The organism is Corynebacterium lemuris, from assembly GCF_024919295.1.
GTDB lineage: Bacteria > Actinomycetota > Actinomycetes > Mycobacteriales > Mycobacteriaceae > Corynebacterium > Corynebacterium lemuris.
Window position 1 is genome coordinate 305,193 of sequence record NZ_JANWTC010000003.1, and the last position, 14,492, is coordinate 319,684.

Annotated in this window: 12 protein-coding genes and 1 pseudogene; 3 read left to right on the forward strand and 10 right to left on the reverse strand. The window is 68.6% G+C overall.

Features of this window, described 5'->3' with window-relative positions:
• Nucleotides 1–40 precede the first annotated feature (40 nt).
• On the forward strand, nt 41–985 hold the full coding sequence (locus NYP18_RS06740; protein ID WP_259427394.1) for a DUF6263 family protein: 945 nt from the start codon (nt 41–43) through the stop codon (nt 983–985).
• A 12-nt stretch (nt 986–997) separates the two neighbouring features.
• Nucleotides 998–2,656: an ABC-F family ATP-binding cassette domain-containing protein gene (locus tag NYP18_RS06745; RefSeq protein ID WP_259427395.1), complete on the forward strand. Its 1,659-nt coding sequence runs from the start codon at nt 998–1,000 to the stop codon at nt 2,654–2,656.
• Between the two features lies 1 nt (nt 2,657).
• Here NYP18_RS06745 and NYP18_RS06750 read toward each other — a convergent pair whose 3' ends face one another.
• Nucleotides 2,658–3,206: a WKL family lipoprotein gene (locus NYP18_RS06750; RefSeq protein ID WP_259427396.1), complete on the reverse strand. Its 549-nt coding sequence runs from the start codon at nt 3,204–3,206 to the stop codon at nt 2,658–2,660.
• Nucleotides 3,207–3,319: 113 nt separating this feature from the next.
• Here NYP18_RS06750 and NYP18_RS06755 point away from each other — a divergent pair, with 113 nt between their 5' ends.
• Nucleotides 3,320–4,237 carry an asparaginase gene (locus NYP18_RS06755; RefSeq protein ID WP_259427397.1) on the forward strand — a complete coding sequence of 306 codons (918 nt, stop codon included), beginning with the start codon at nt 3,320–3,322 and terminating at the stop codon, nt 4,235–4,237.
• A 143-nt stretch (nt 4,238–4,380) separates the two neighbouring features.
• Here NYP18_RS06755 and NYP18_RS06760 read toward each other — a convergent pair whose 3' ends face one another.
• The 9 genes and pseudogenes from NYP18_RS06760 to pgeF all read right to left on the reverse strand — a co-directional run bounded on the left by NYP18_RS06760 (nt 4,381) and on the right by pgeF (nt 14,487).
• Nucleotides 4,381–5,025 (reverse strand): NAD(P)-dependent oxidoreductase, encoded by a 645-nt coding sequence (locus NYP18_RS06760; protein ID WP_259427398.1) that lies wholly within the window; start codon nt 5,023–5,025, stop codon nt 4,381–4,383.
• A 191-nt stretch (nt 5,026–5,216) separates the two neighbouring features.
• On the reverse strand, nt 5,217–6,623 hold the full coding sequence (locus NYP18_RS06765) for a DNA polymerase IV (RefSeq protein WP_259427399.1): 1,407 nt from the start codon (nt 6,621–6,623) through the stop codon (nt 5,217–5,219).
• A gap of 5 nt (nt 6,624–6,628) precedes the next feature.
• Nucleotides 6,629–7,443 (reverse strand): annotated as a pseudogene (locus NYP18_RS06770) (EamA family transporter).
• A complete protein-coding gene (ileS, locus tag NYP18_RS06775; protein ID WP_259427400.1) occupies nt 7,443–10,631 on the reverse strand; it encodes an isoleucine--tRNA ligase in 3,189 nt (1,062 codons plus the stop codon). The pseudogene NYP18_RS06770 and the gene ileS overlap by 1 nt, the downstream one beginning before the upstream one ends.
• Before the next feature lie 303 nt (nt 10,632–10,934).
• Nucleotides 10,935–11,951 carry a DivIVA domain-containing protein gene (locus NYP18_RS06780; RefSeq protein ID WP_259427401.1) on the reverse strand — a complete coding sequence of 339 codons (1,017 nt, stop codon included), beginning with the start codon at nt 11,949–11,951 and terminating at the stop codon, nt 10,935–10,937.
• A gap of 179 nt (nt 11,952–12,130) precedes the next feature.
• A complete protein-coding gene (locus NYP18_RS06785) occupies nt 12,131–12,424 on the reverse strand; it encodes a YggT family protein (protein ID WP_259427402.1) in 294 nt (97 codons plus the stop codon).
• An 84-nt stretch (nt 12,425–12,508) separates the two neighbouring features.
• A complete protein-coding gene (locus NYP18_RS06790) occupies nt 12,509–12,985 on the reverse strand; it encodes a cell division protein SepF (protein WP_259427403.1) in 477 nt (158 codons plus the stop codon).
• Between the two features lie 69 nt (nt 12,986–13,054).
• Nucleotides 13,055–13,759 (reverse strand): YggS family pyridoxal phosphate-dependent enzyme, encoded by a 705-nt coding sequence (locus tag NYP18_RS06795; RefSeq protein WP_126121051.1) that lies wholly within the window; start codon nt 13,757–13,759, stop codon nt 13,055–13,057.
• Complete coding sequence (gene pgeF / locus NYP18_RS06800) at nt 13,756–14,487, reverse strand: peptidoglycan editing factor PgeF (RefSeq protein ID WP_259427404.1); 732 nt, start codon at nt 14,485–14,487, stop codon at nt 13,756–13,758. The genes NYP18_RS06795 and pgeF overlap by 4 nt, the downstream gene beginning before the upstream one ends.
• Nucleotides 14,488–14,492: the final 5 nt, after the last annotated feature.

Sequence of the window (14,492 nt, forward strand, 5' to 3'; positions counted from 1 at the left end):
ACGCAGCCTGTCAAGGTCCACCTCAGGTAGCGTTGATGAGGTGCAGTTCTCCCGTATTCTCCTCGCCGCAGCGACCGCTCTGACACTGACCACCGGCCTTGTCGCGTGCACCACCGAACGGCCCGATGCCTCCATCGAGCCGGCCGTCGGCCTGCCTGTCGATGCCGCACGGGTCACCATCCAGTCCTCCGGCACCGGCGAGCGGGTGCTCACCTACGGGGACGTCGATGCTGACGACCAGTCCCTCGAGGTCGAGGTCGCCGACGGCATGGAGCAGACCGTCATGCAGGCCGATGCCGTGGACGTCCAGGCCCCGGCCGGCGGCGATGTGCAGCGCATCACCCTGCCGCTGACCGGCGGCACCTCCGCAGCGCAGGAGGACGAACCGGAGGAGGGGGAACCCGCCACCCGGGACGTGGAGTTCCGTCTCGGCCAGCCCTCCAACACCGACCTGGAGATGACCGACGACATCCGCTCCGCCGAGGGTTTCCTCCTCGGTTGGGACGGCCACGACGACGGCCGCGTGTCCACCGTCTACCTCGCCGCCCCCCGCGAGGCCACCGACGAGGGTCGCGCCCGGATCGAACAGGCCATGATGAAGCTGCTGTCCCTGCCGGTGGTCTTCCCGGCGGAGGCCGTCGGGCCCGGCGCGACCTGGTCGGTGGATTCCCGGGTGACCGGTGAGTCCACGCTGCTGCAGACCGTCACCTACACCCTCACCGCCCTGGAGGGTGACCGCGTGGAGCTGGATGTTGACGTGCAGCAGCGCCCGGCGATCGGTGCGCTGACCATGGAGGACGGCGGCTCGCTCAACGTGCTCAACTCGAACACCACCACCGAAGGCTCACTGACGGTCGATCTGACCAGTCCCCTGCCAGTCGAGGGGCGCGTGTCCTGGACCACCCGCGTCGTCTACGGTGGCGCGGATTCGGACGTCCGCGTTGTCCAGGACGCCACCACGTCACTGGCCTTCAACGACAGTTAAGGAAGAACCACCATGGCTTCCCCCCACCACCTGAAATTCGACGGTGTGAGCTTCACCTACCCGGGCTCTGTTGACCGGGTGCTCACCGACATCACCTTCGCCGTGCCCTCCGAGCATGTCACGGGTCTGATCGGGGAGAACGGCGCCGGCAAGTCCACCCTCCTGGAACTCGTCGCCGGGAAGCTGGAACCGGATGTCGGTTCCATCACCACCCCGCCGACCACGGGTTTCATCGAGCAGGAGACGTCACTGCCGTTCTCTGCGGCCGCTTCCGAGCTTATCGACGCCGCCGTGGCCGAGCTGCGCGACGTGGAGCGCCAGATCGGGGATCTCTCCGCCCGTCTGGCCGATGAGCCGGAACTGGCGGAGGCCTTCGACGCCGCCCTGGCCACCGCGGAGCAGTCGGGGGTGTGGGAGCTGGACTCACGGATCGCCACGGTCCTGGCCGGACTCGGCCTGGCGGAGGTGCCGCTGGAGACCCGCCTGGGTGACATGTCCGGTGGGCAGCGGCGCCGTTTCGCGCTGGCCGCCCTGCTGCTGCGCCCCGTGGACGCGCTGGTGCTCGACGAGCCGACCAACCACCTCGATGACGACGGCGTCGACTTCCTCATCTCCGAGCTGCACGAATTCCGCGGTCCGGTGCTGGTGGCCAGCCACGACCGGTTCTTCCTCGACAAGGCCGCCGATTCTCTCGTCGACCTCGACCCCGGCCTGGGGCATGAGGGTGGTGGCGGGGAGGACACCCGACAGGGCACCGTGTTCACCGGTGCCTTCACCGACTATCTGGAGGCCCGGGAGGACATCCGGCGCCGCTGGGAGGAGCTCTACACCGTGCAGGAGCACGAGCGGGCGCGCCTGCAGAAGGCCACCGAGCAGGGCGCGGAGGACATCTTCCACCGGGAGACCTCGAAGTCGGAGAGCCGGATCTCGGACAAGTTCTTCGCCGACCGGGCCGCGAAAACACTGGGCAACCGGCTGCGTTCGACCCGCAGCCGGCTGGAGGCGCTGGAGCGGGAGGAGCTGCCCCCGCCGCCGGCGCGCCTGAAATTCCACGGCATCCCCGAGCACACCTCGCTGGCCTCCCTCGGCGAACCCGCGGTGGTGGCGAAGGAGCTCGTGGTGGCCGACCGGCTGGGTCCGCTGACGGTGACCGTGCAGCCCGGTGACCACTGGCTCATCGAGGGGCCCAACGGGGCGGGTAAATCAACTCTGCTCAAGGTGGTGCAGGGCGAGTTGGAGGTCAACGACGGCCTGCTGCGCATCCCCGAGGAGGTGCGCATCGCGCGGCTGAGCCAGGATGATGAATGGATCGAGCTGGACACCCCCGCCGAGGAGATCTTCGCGGCGAAGGTGCCGCCGAAATCCCCCACCCTCGTGGAGATGGGGCTGATGGACGAGGAGACCGCCGCCCGCCCGCTCGGCGAGTTGTCCCTGGGTCAGCGTCGGCGTGTGTCGCTGGGTATCATCCTGGCCTCCCCGCCGGACATCCTGCTTCTCGACGAGCCCACCAACCACCTCTCCCTCGCCCTCGCCGAGGAACTCGAGGAGGCGCTGGAGGACTATCCCGGCACGGTGCTGCTGGCCACCCACGACCGCTGGATCCGCCGCCGCTGGGCGGTGCGCACCAACGGCCGCGGCAAGGTCCTCTCCCTGCCGGGCCGGGACGGCTAGGTTATTCGGCCGGGGCCTCGGCGGGGGCCGGGCTGAAGTCCAGGCACATCTCCGGGACCTGCTCCGGGCTGACGGTGTTGGTGATCAGGGTGCAGGCCCAGGACTGGGACAGCTTCCAGGTTTCGTTCTCGTAGATGAACTCGACGTTCTCGGCAGGCTGGGCCTCGTTCTCCGGGAGGATGAAGTTCACCGAGGCCAGCACGGAATCCGGGGTGTAACCCGGCAGTACCGGGTTGACCACCTGGAACTGGGCGCCGGACTCAGCCTGGGAGGCGGCCATGACCTCGAAGAGCTCGGGTGCCTGCTCGCCGTTCTGAACGGTGTTGACCTTCTCCTCCAGCGGGACGGCCGGGTCGGTGGCCTTGGCCAGGATCGTGTTCAGTTCGTCCGCGGTGGGCAGCGCGGGGCTGGCGGCCGAGGTGGTGGCCTCGGTGGTCGCCGTCGCGGTGGTGGTGGCGGTCGCGCCGTTGTCCTCATCGGAGGCGCAGGCGGTGAGTGCCAGGGCGGCGCCGAGTGTGGCGACGAACGCGGTGATCTTGGTCAGCTTCACGGAAAAACTCTCCTCAATTCGGGGCACCACTGGTCTTGGGGCTCCGGGCCGATCGTACACGTTACGGATTTGTGACAACACTTGCGGCGGGTGTCCTGTGGCAGGCTTGGAAGATGACCCGTATCGTCCTGCTGACCACCGGCGGCACCATCGCCTGCACCACCGACGAGTCCGGGGCGCTGCGCCCGACCGTCACCGGAGCAGAGCTTCTGAGCGCCATCCGTGACCACCTCCCCCACGATCTCACCGCCGTAGACCTCGTCCGTCTCGATTCCTCCGCGATCACCCTGGCCGACATTGACGGCCTGGTCACGGCGGTACAGGAAGCCCTGGACTCCCCGGATGTCGACGGGGTGGTGGTCACCCACGGCACCGACTCCATGGAGGACACCGCCTTCGCGCTGGACTGCTTCCACGCCGATGACCGACCGGTCGTGCTCACCGGGGCACAGCGCGCCTTCGACCATCCCTCCTCCGACGGGCCCGGCAACCTCATCGACGCCGTGCGGCTGGCCGCCGATCCCCTGGCCCGCCGCCAGGGGGTGCTCATCGCCTTCGGTGGCTGGACCATCCCCGCCCGCGGTGCCGCCAAGCGCCACACCACCGAACTCGATGGTTTCATCTCCACCGTGCCGCGCGAATCCCACCGACCCGCCCCCGTGGCGGCCGCTCCCCTGGCCGGTATCCACGTGCCCGTGCTCGCCGCCTGGCCCGGCGCGGGCCGCTCGCTTGTCGACGCCGCCGTCGCCGCCGGTGCCCGCGGTCTGGTCATCGAGGCCCTCGGTTCCGGCAACCTCGGCCCCGGGATGGGCGCCGGTGTCGCCGATGCGCTGGACGCCGGTATCCCGGTGGTGATCACCAGCCGTGTGCCCTCCGGGGAGATCGTCCTCGCCTACGGCGGTGATGGCGGGGGCGCCACGCTGGGTTCGAAGGGTGCCGTCGGCGCCGGGCATCTGCGGGCCGGGCAGGCCCGGATGGCGCTCGTCGTCGCCCTGGCGACCGGTCGCGATGTGCGGGAGCTGCTGCTCTAAAACCCCGCGATCACGATCCTGCGGGGAGGGCCCCGCGGTCACCCCCGAAAAATAGCGGAAACCCCGCGAGGAGTCCGATTCGTCGGGTCCTCGCGGAGTCTTCCCCCCGGCTTCGTGATCGCGGGGTTTGTGCCCGGAAACTGTCAGGCGTCCGAGACGGTGAAGCGGGTGTTGCGGTGGGCCGGGTTCTGCAGCTCGTCGAGAACCGCGACGGCCATGGTGCCGGCGGTGGTGTGGGATTCGCCGTCGGCGGCGGTGAGCAGCTCGTCCGTGCCCAGCTTCGGGGTGGTCGCCGGGCCCTCGGCGGGGAACATCGCCTGCGGGGAGATTCCCACCCAGTTGACGTTCCCGACGGTGCGCAGGTACTCAAGCTGCTTGAACTGCTGCTCGGGGACGTTGATCCAGGCTGCGGCATCCGGCACCTCACGGAGCACCTCGATGAAGGGCCTCCCGGTCGCCGGGTTGGTCAGGGAGCCGGCGCCGAGGATGAACACCAGGCGCGGGCCCTCCTCCCCTGCGGCCTCGACGAGCCGGCGGGACAGGTCAATGTGCCGGTGCGCCTGGTCCGGAGCGGTGGAAAAGGCGTTGACGATGGCGTCGTAGCCGGCGATGTCCTCGGCGGTCAGCTCAAAGGCATCCTTCTCCACGACGTTGACGTCCGCGCCGAGGATCTCCCTGGCACGGCCGGCGCTACGGACGAGTGCCACAGCCTCTTCCCCGCGGCGTACTGCCTCCCGGTAGATCTCCTGTCCGGCCTTGCCGGTTGCTCCGATGATGCCGATCTTCATGCTTGATCCTCCTGATTTACTTTAGGGTTCAAGTAAACATAACCATCCGCAGGTTCGGGACATTCCCCTTTCTGCAGGAAAAGACGACCCCTTCGCCACATGTCACATCAACAAATGCACTTTCCGGCATACGGCCAGCTCGCAAACGCGTCGCGGAGTTGTTGACGTAACATGTGACGACACCCCCGTCCTCAATCCTCCCATTCCCCCTGCCCGGCCAACCACTCCTCCCACGCCAGGCTGGCCAGTGGGTCCCCCGGACGCAGGTCCGGATCATCCATGGGGAAGGTGCGGGTGAAACCGGGACCGGTGGCGCGGGTCTCGAAACGGACGGAGACGATGCCGTGGCCCGCGCCCTGGACCCAGCCGTGGCCGAATTCGGGGTGGTGGACGTCCTGGGTGGCCCGCCATCCCGCGGCAGCATCCCCCTCGATGTCGGCGCGGGCGATGTCGACGACGGGTTCGGTGACGTGGTCGCTGACGCCGGTTTCGAAGTCGTCGTCTGTGGTCGCGCGGTGTTCGACGATCTGCTGGTCGAGTTCCGGGAAGAGCACGTCCTGGCGGGCGGCCTCCAGGCCGGAGTAGCTCACCCCGACCAGGCGGATGGGGCCCACCTCATCGGGGTAGCGGGCCAGCCGGAAGGCGGTGGCGCGCAGCGTCTCCGGGTCGTCGGTGGCGTACGGCAGGGTCGCCGAGCGGGATTCGATGCGGAAGTCGGCCATGCGGAGCTTGACGGTGACGGTGCGGGAGCCGCGGCCGTCGGCAAGCAGGCGGCGGTGGGCGGACTCTGCGGCGCGGTCGATGGCGGCGTCGACCTCGGCGGGGGTGGTCAGGTCGCGTGGGTAGGTGTGTTCGGCGGAGATGGACTTGGCCTCGGCGCGGGTTTCCACGGGACGCTCGTCGATGCCGCGGGCGAGGTGCCACAGCAGCCGGCCGTTGGCCGTGCCCAGAGAGATGGTGACCTCGCGTTCACTCAAACCCGCCAGGTCACCGATGGTGTGCACCCCGATCTGGTTGAGCCGGGACTCCGTCACCGGCCCCACTCCCCACAGCTCGGAGACGGGCATGGGGTGGAGGATCTCCAGCTGCCGGCCGGCAGGAATGACGAAGGTGCCGTCGGGCTTGGCGCGCCCCGAGGCGATCTTGGCGTACTGCTTGCCGCTGCCCGCGCCTATCGACGCCGCCAGGCCCGTCTCCTCCCGGATCACCCGGCGCAGCTCCTCGGCCCAGCGGGTGACCTCCGCCGCCGAAGCCCCCTCGAGTTCGGCGGGTTCCATGAAGGCCTCGTCGATGGACAGCTGCTCGAGGACGTCGACACGCGAGGCGATGAGCTGGAAGACGCGTCGCGAGGCCGCCACGTACACCGCCCGCCGCGGTGAGACGAGCACCGCCGAGTAACCGACCAGGCGGGCGGCCTGCTGGGTGGGCATCGCGGAACGCGCCCCGAATTTCCGGGCCTCGTAGCTGGCTCCGGCGACCACCCCCCTGCCCGAGACCCCGGCCACCAGCACCGGGCGCCCGCGCAGGGTCGGCCGGGTCAGCTGCTCGACGGATGCGAAGAACGCGTCCATGTCGATGTGGAGGACCCAGCGCTGCATGCCGGTCACCTCGCCGGACGCCGCAGGAGGATGGCCAGGATGACCAGCGCGATGCCCACCACCTCCGCCAGGCTGAGGAACTGCCGCAGGGCGACGGCACCGAGGATCGCGGCGCTCGCCGGCAGCAGGGCCTGCAGCAGCGCGAAACCCGAGGCCCCGGCCATCTTCATCACCACCTGGTCCAGCGAGTACGGGATGACCGCGGAGAGCACCCCCAGCCCGAGGGCCAGACCCAGCAGCTGGGTCCCGGGCATGGCGACCTCCGCCGGCCACAGTAACCAGGCCAGCGGCGCGGTGAGCACCGCAGCGACCGCGAAACCCGCGGCCATCGCGGAACGGGGATTACCGGTACCGCCGACGATCCGGGAACCCACGACGATGTAGACGGCCCACATCGCGCCCGCCGCCAGGGCGAAGAGGATGCCGGCGGCGGCCGTCGACCACACCGCCCCGGAGATGACCACCACCCCGACCAGGGCGGCCAGCAGCGCCAGCCAGTCCCGCAGCGAGCGCGAACCGACGGCGGCGACGAGGACGGGTCCGAGGAACTCGATGGCCACGGCGGTCCCCAGCGGCAGGCGGGCGATGGCCTCGTAGAAGGTCATGTTCATCCCGAGGGTGGCCACGCCGTAGACCGCGGCCTGCCACGTGAAGGAGGCCCGGGCCGGGCGGTAGAGCACCAGCAGGATCAGCGCGGCCGCGGACATCCGCACCCACGCCACGACGACCGGCGGAAAAGCTCGAAGAGCCCGACGGCCACCGCCGCACCAGCGTAGAGGCTGAGCGAGGAGGCGACCATCACCGCCGGTGCGCGCCACATCAGACGGTGACCTTCGCCACCGTCGCCTCTGCTCCCTTGACCACGTCGTGGGCGTCGCCCTCGAGCGCACCCGTGACGACGTCGAGCTCCACGGCGAGAACCTCACCGGCGATGAGGTCGCGGTGGCGCTGCGCCCACTCCTCCTTCTCGGCGGGAACGGACAGGACCACGGTGATCCGGTCGGAGACCTCCAGGCCGGTGGCCTTGCGCGCGTCCTGCAGACCACGGATGACGTCCGCGGCCCAGCCCTCGGCCTCAAGTGCCTCGGTGACCTTCATGTCGAGGACGACGAGCCCGTCGAGGCCGTCGATGCGCGCGGTGGAGTCCGGGTCCGCGGCGACAAGCCGCTCGGTGTACTCCCCCGGGTTCAGCTCGATGCCGTCGGCGACGACCGTGTCACCGACACGCTCGTAGTCGCCGGCCTTGACGGCCTTGATCACGCGCTGGACGTCCCGGCCCAGGCGCGGTCCGGCAACCTTGGCGTTGACGACGACCTCGAAGGTACCCACCGAGTCGACGTCGTCGGTCAGCTGGACATCCTTGACGTTGACCTCATCGCGGATGATGGCGGCGAAGTCGGCGAGCTGGCCGGACTCCGGCAGCGCCACCGTCAGGGAGGGCAGCGGCAGCCGGTTACGCAGCTTATGGGCCTTGCGCACCGAGGAGGCCGCGGAACACACGCCACGGGTGGCGTCCATCGCGGCGACCAGGGCGGCATCCGCCGGGATCTCATCCGCGGCGGGGAAGTCCGCCAGGTGGACGGAACGCTCCCCGGTCAGGCCACGCCAGATGACCTCGGAGATCATCGGCAGCAGCGGAGCGGTGACGCGGGTGAGGACCTCGAGCACGGTGTAGAGGGTGTTGAAGGCCTCCGGGTGCTCGGTGTCCCCGGCCCAGAAGCGGTCACGGGAACGACGCACGTACCAGTTGGTCAGGGCGTCGGCGAACTGGCGGACGGCGTCAGTGGCGTCGGCGATCTCCGCGGCAGCCAGGGCCTTGTCCACGTCGGCGACCAGGTCATGCAGCTTGGCCAGGATGTAGCGGTCGAGGACGTCCGTGGAGTCGACGGACCACTCGGCCGGCTTCGAGGAGTACAGCTGCAGGAAGGTGTAGGCGTTCCACATCGGCAGCATCGCCTGGCGCACGCCCTCACGGATGCCCTGCTCGGTGACGATGAGGTTACCGCCGCGCAGGATCGGCGAGGACATCAGGAACCAGCGCATGGCATCCGAGCCGTCGCGGTCGAAGACCTCGTTGACGTTCGGGTAGTTGCCCTTCGACTTGGACATCTTCAGCCCGTCGTCACCGAGGACAATGCCGTGGGCGACGACCTTGCTGAAGGCCGCACGGTCGAAGAGTCCGACGGAGAGCACATGGAGCAGGTAGAACCAGCCGCGGGTCTGGCCGATGTACTCGACGATGAAGTCCGCCGGGGCGTGGGACTCGAACCACTCCTTGTTCTCGAAGGGGTAGTGGAACTGGGCAAACGGCATGGAACCGGAGTCGAACCAGACGTCGAGGACATCCGGGACGCGCCGCATGGTGGACTGGCCCGTCGGGTCATCCGGGTTCGGGCGGGTCAGCTCGTCGATGTAGGGACGGTGCAGGGAGGTCGGGCGCACACCGAAGTCGGCCTCGAGCTCGTCGAGGGAGCCGTAGACGTCGATACGCGGGTACTCGTCGTTGTCGGAGACCCACACCGGGATCGGCGAGCCCCAGTAACGGGAACGGGAGATGTTCCAGTCGCGGGCACCCTCCAGCCACTTGCCGAACTGGCCGTCGCGGATATGCTCCGGCATCCACTCGATGTCGTTGTGGTTGATCTCGACCATGCGGTCGCGGATCTGGGTCACGTTGACGAACCAGGAGGGCAGTGCCATGTAGATCAGCGGCTGGCCGGAACGCCAGGAGTGCGGGTAGGAGTGCTCGATCGTCTCGTGGCGCAGGACCCGGCCGGCGTCCTTGAGGTCGCGGATGATGTCCTTGTTGGCGTCGAAGACCAGCTGGCCCTCGTACGGCGGGACCTGGGCGGTGAATTTGCCGTCCATGTCCACGGGGATCACCAGCTCGATGCCGAGGGCCCTGCAGGCCTCCATGTCGTCCTCACCGAAGGCCGGGGCCTGGTGGACGATACCGGTGCCGTCCTCGGTGGTGACGTAATCGGCGGCGAGGATCTGAAAGCCGTTGTCCAGCTCCGGGAAGAAGCCGAAGATCGGCTCGTAGCTCAGACCCACCAGCTGGGCGCCGGTGAAGGTGGCCAGCACCTCGTGGTCCTCACCGAGCTCCCTGGCGTAGTTGCCCACCAGGTTCTCGGCCAGCAGCACCTTCTCACCGTTCTCAGCGACCTGGATCAGGGTGTAGTTGACCTCCGGGTGCACCGCGAGGGCGGCGTTGGAGGGCAGGGTCCACGGGGTGGTCGTCCAGGCCAGGGCGGCGGCCTCGGCGAGCACCGGGTGCTCGGCCAGGGTCTGCTCGGCGGCCGTGCCCGGACGTGCCCCGGTGACGGGGAAGGTGACCGTCAGCGCCGGGTCCTGGCGCATCTTGTAGGAGTCATCCAGGCGGGTCTCCTGGTTCGACAGCGGGGTGTGCTCTGCCCAGGAGTAGGGCAGGACGCGGAAGCCCTGGTAGATCAGGCCCTTGTCGTAGAGCTCCTTGAACGCCCAGATCACGGACTCCATATAGGTCAGGTCCATGGTCTTGTAGCCGTTGTCGAAGTCCACCCAGCGGGCCTGGCGGGTGACGTACTCCTTCCACTCCTCCGTGTACTCCAGGACGGAGGTGGCGCAGTACTCGTTGAACTTCGCCAGGCCCATGGCCTCGATCTGGCCCTTGTCGGTGATGCCCAGCTGCTTCTCAGCCTCCAGCTCAGCGGGCAGGCCGTGGGTGTCCCAGCCGAAGACGCGCGGCACGTGGTAGCCGGCCATCGTGCGGTAGCGCGGGATGATGTCCTTGACGTAGCCGGTGAGCAGGTGGCCGTAGTGCGGCAGGCCGTTGGCGAAGGGCGGGCCGTCGTAGAAGACGTACTCCTCGTTGCCCTCGCGCTGGTCCAGGGAGGCCTGGAAGGTCCGGTCCCTGGACCAGTAGTCCAGGACGTTGGTCTCCATGTCGGGGAAACGGCTGGAACCGCCGGTCAGGTCAACCCTGGGGTAGACCCCGCCGACGGAGGTCTTCTTCTCGGGTGTGGACATCCTCGTATCTACTTCCTTCACTCACGACGTGTGTCTTCGGTCTGCAGGGACGCCGCCTTTGTGCCGGCTGCGCGGTACCACCCTGCTTGGGTACGCGACTGCGCACCCCACTTCGTTCGTGGTGAAGGTCTGTGACGGTCCCACCCGTCCGGTTCTACTGGGCCCCGCTGCCGGGGCTGTTCTTCCGGATGCTCCCCGGTGATGGCCGGATCATCGCTTCTGCCTCAGCACTATACCCCACACGACGAAAACTCCCCGTCCTGGGACGGGGAGTTCGCGGTGATCTCAGCTGGGGGCGTCAGATCAGTTCTGGTTGCCGCCCTCGGCGTTCGGGGCTGCGGAGCCGCGGGACTCCAGCTCCTCCAGCTGGGACTGGATCATGGTCTTCAGGCGGGTGCGGTACTCGCGCTCGTAGACACGCAGCTCGCTGATGCGGGTCTCCAGCGCGGTCTGCTGCTGCTTGACGGTGGCCATGATCTCGGTGTGCTTGCGCTCGGCGTCGGCCTGCAGGGCGTTGGCCTTCTCCTCGGCCTGGCGGATCTGGGCCTCGGCGCGGGAATTGGCCTGGCTGGTGGTCTCCTCGGCGCGCTTCTCGGCCTCGGCGACCATGGTCTTGGCCTTGTTGTCGGCCTCGGCCAGCTGCTGCTCAGCGCGTTTGGCGGCGTCCGCCAGCTGGGCGTTGGCCTTGTTGTCGGCCTCGGTGAGCTGGGCGTTGGCCTTGTTGTCGGCCTCGGCCAGCTGCTGCTCAGCGGCGGAACGAGCCTCATCCAACATGGAGCGGGACTCAGCCTGCGCCTCGGAGGTCAGGCGGTCTGCCATTTCCTGGGCCAGGCCCAGGACCTTGGCGGCCTGCATGTGGGTGTCGGCACTGGCCGCACCGGAGGCCGCCGGGGCAGCCGCGGCAGCGGGTGCTGCAGCAGCGGATGCCTGGGCGGGGGCCTGTGCCTGTGCCTTCTTCGCGGCCTCGGCCTCGGAACGTGCCTTGTCCGCATCAGTCCTGGCCTTCTGCAGGTCGGCCTTGACGGTCTTCAGCTCGGCCTCGGCCTTTTCGGTGGCCTTGCGTGCCTCGGCCAGCTTGGCCTCGTACTCCCCGCGCACCTTGGCCTCGATCTCCTTGCGGAGAGCGCCCTTGTCGACGCCGGCGGGGGCACCGCCGTCCTCCACCCGCGCACGGAGGTCATCATTGTCGTCCTGCAGCTGGGCGAGGGTGTCCTCGACGAGATCGAGGAACTGATCGACCTCATCCTCGTTGTAACCCCGCTTGCCGATCGGCGGCTTACTGAAAGCGACGTTGTGCACATCAGCTGGTGTCAGCGGCATTGGCGTTCCCTTCGAGTTTTGTGGTGGCCGGGAGGGCCGGTGCGGGGCGACCCACACGAAGTTGTTTCTAGAAATCGTACTTTGAATGTCTGATCAAGTGTAACCCCAGAGGGGATCGTCCGGACGTCGGACACCCTGAATCTTTACCGGAGGTTCAGATCAGCGGCCACTCAGCCCGCTCAACGCAGCAGGGTCTGGACCACAATCACCCGCAGGATCGACAGAATGATGAAGAGCACGATGATCGACATGTCGAGCGAGACATTGCCCAGCCGCAGCGGCGGGATGATCTTCCGCAACGCCTTCACCGGCGGATCGGTGACCACGAAGAGCGGCTCAGCGATGTAGATGAACCAGCGCGGCGGCTGGAAATTCCGGGAGAAGGCCTGGATCATCTCGATCACGATCCGCGCGATGAGGATCAGGACGAAAACCTGGAGGACGACATAGAGGACAGCACCGAGGAGACTCACGAGAACCGAGCCTAGTGGCACCGGGCCCAAAAAACACAGGCGCCCCGCCGTGGGCGGGACGCCTGATGCATTGAAGCGTGCGGGTCAGCGCAGGCCGGCGGCGCGCTCCAGCTCGATCTGGCTGAAATCAGCACCCTCCGGGGTGATGGCGAAGACGGTGCGGTCGGTGTCGATGTGCTTGGACACGTTGACCATGCCGCCGCGCAGGGCGAAGCACAGGCCCGCCGCGAAATCGACGATGCGCTTCTTGTCGCCGGACTCCATGCGGCTGAGGTCGAAGACCACCGCGTCACCGTTACGGAAGGGCTCGCCGATCTCGGCGGCCTGGTTGTAGGTGCTGACCTCGACGGCGACCAGCTTCGCCTGCGGGGTGTAGCGGGGACGCTCCCCGTAGGAGGAGGAGTAGCCGTAGTCCCGGGCCGGGGCCGGGGTGGGTGCCGGGGCGTAGGCGGCGGACCCGCTGGAGCGGTACTGCGGGTCGTCGTCGTAGTAGGCGTCCTCGTGCTCCATGTCGACCGGAGTGAGGCCGAAGAACTCCTTGGCGTTCCTGATGATGGACATATGGTTGATCCTCCCGGGAAGGTTTCCCGTAGACGCGGCTGACACGGGGCTTTTGTCGTTTGTTGTCCCCTAGGGTAACGGTCTGGCGCCGAGCACACCAGTACCGACACGCACGACGTTCGAGCCCCGGGCCACGGCCTCCTCCAGATCGCCCGACATCCCGGCGGACAGCTCCATCGGCCGGCCGGTCTGTTCCGCGATTTTCCCGCACAGCCTGCGGGCCCGGTCGAAGACCTCCCCGGCCGCGGAATCCAGGGGCGGCACAACCATGAGACCGGCCAGTTCCAGGTGTTCCGCCTCCTCGACGACCTGCACCAGCTCGTCGAGGTCCTCCTCGAGGACTCCCCCGCGGGCGGGGTCCCCGTCGGCGGAGAGCTGCAGGTAGACGGGCAGCACATCGGTGGTGCGGTCGCCGCGTTCCAGGGCCAGCGCCATGCCGCGGTCCAGGGCCTGGGCCAGACGGACGGAGTCGACCGAGTGGACGCTGGCGGCCCAGCGGGCGACGGAATTGGCCTTCTTCGTCTGGACCTGCCCGATCATGTGGATACGGGCCTCGGGTACCTCAGCGGCCTTGCCGCGGGCCTCCTGCTCGCGGTTCTCGGCGACATCGGCCGCGCCGAGTTCAACGAGCAGCCGCAGGTCGGCGGCGGGGTGGAATTTGGTCACCGGCAGCAGGCGGATCTCCTGCGGGTCGCGGCCGGCGGCCTCGGCGGCGGCGTCGATACGCGCGCGGACGGCAGCCAGGTTGGTACGCAGTTCCTCGGTACGTGTCACGGCAGCCACACCAGTCCCGCCTGTCGCCCGGTGGTGCCTTCGCGGCGGTGGGAGAAGAAATCGGTGTCCCCGATGGTGCAGCGCGGGTCCGCCTCGATGGCGGTCACCCCCAGGCCCATGAGCTGGCGCACCAGGCCGGCGCGCACGTCGATGCCCGGTGTGCCCTGCTCCGTGCGGGTCCGCGAACCGGGCAGATGCTTCTCGACGTCCGCGGCCATCTCCGCCGGCACCTCGTAGTTCCGGCCGGAGGCCGCCGGGCCCAGCAGCACCTGGATGCTGCCCGGGGTGGCACCCAACTCAACCATCTTCGCGACGGTGCGGGGGATGATCCCGTTGCGGGCCCCCATGCGGCCGGCATGGGCGGCGGCGATCACACCGTGGGTGTGGTCGGCCAGCAGCACCGGCACGCAGTCGGCCACGAGTACGGCCAGGGCCAGGCCCCGGCGGGTGGTCACCAGGGCATCGGTGGTCTCCACAGGGCCGGCCTGCGGGCCGTCGACGACGGTGACGTTGTTGGAGTGCACCTGCTCCATCCACACGATCTCACCCGGATCCAGGCCGAGCACCCCGGCGAGGCGGTCACGGTTGGCGGCGACGGTGCCGGCGTCATCGCCGACGTGGTCGCCCAGGTTGAAGGATTCATAGGGGGACGACGACGCCCCGCCCGCACGGGTGGTGAACACCATGCGGACGGGGCGTGCAGCCTCGTTCTCATTGCGCAGGGACATGCCCT

What these genes read in the sequence shown, in the direction of transcription:
- NYP18_RS06780 (WP_259427401.1), bottom strand. Translation starts at nt 11,951, where the DNA reads ATGCCGCTGACACCAGCTGATGTGCACAACGTCGCTTTCAGTAAGCCG.
- NYP18_RS06745 (WP_259427395.1), top strand. Translation starts at nt 998, where the DNA reads ATGGCTTCCCCCCACCACCTGAAATTCGACGGTGTGAGCTTCACCTAC.
- NYP18_RS06755 (WP_259427397.1), top strand. Translation starts at nt 3,320, where the DNA reads ATGACCCGTATCGTCCTGCTGACCACCGGCGGCACCATCGCCTGCACC.
- NYP18_RS06760 (WP_259427398.1), bottom strand. Translation starts at nt 5,025, where the DNA reads ATGAAGATCGGCATCATCGGAGCAACCGGCAAGGCCGGACAGGAGATC.
- pgeF (WP_259427404.1), bottom strand. Translation starts at nt 14,487, where the DNA reads ATGTCCCTGCGCAATGAGAACGAGGCTGCACGCCCCGTCCGCATGGTG.
- NYP18_RS06765 (WP_259427399.1), bottom strand. Translation starts at nt 6,623, where the DNA reads ATGCAGCGCTGGGTCCTCCACATCGACATGGACGCGTTCTTCGCATCC.
- ileS (WP_259427400.1), bottom strand. Translation starts at nt 10,631, where the DNA reads ATGTCCACACCCGAGAAGAAGACCTCCGTCGGCGGGGTCTACCCCAGG.
- NYP18_RS06790 (WP_259427403.1), bottom strand. Translation starts at nt 12,985, where the DNA reads ATGTCCATCATCAGGAACGCCAAGGAGTTCTTCGGCCTCACTCCGGTC.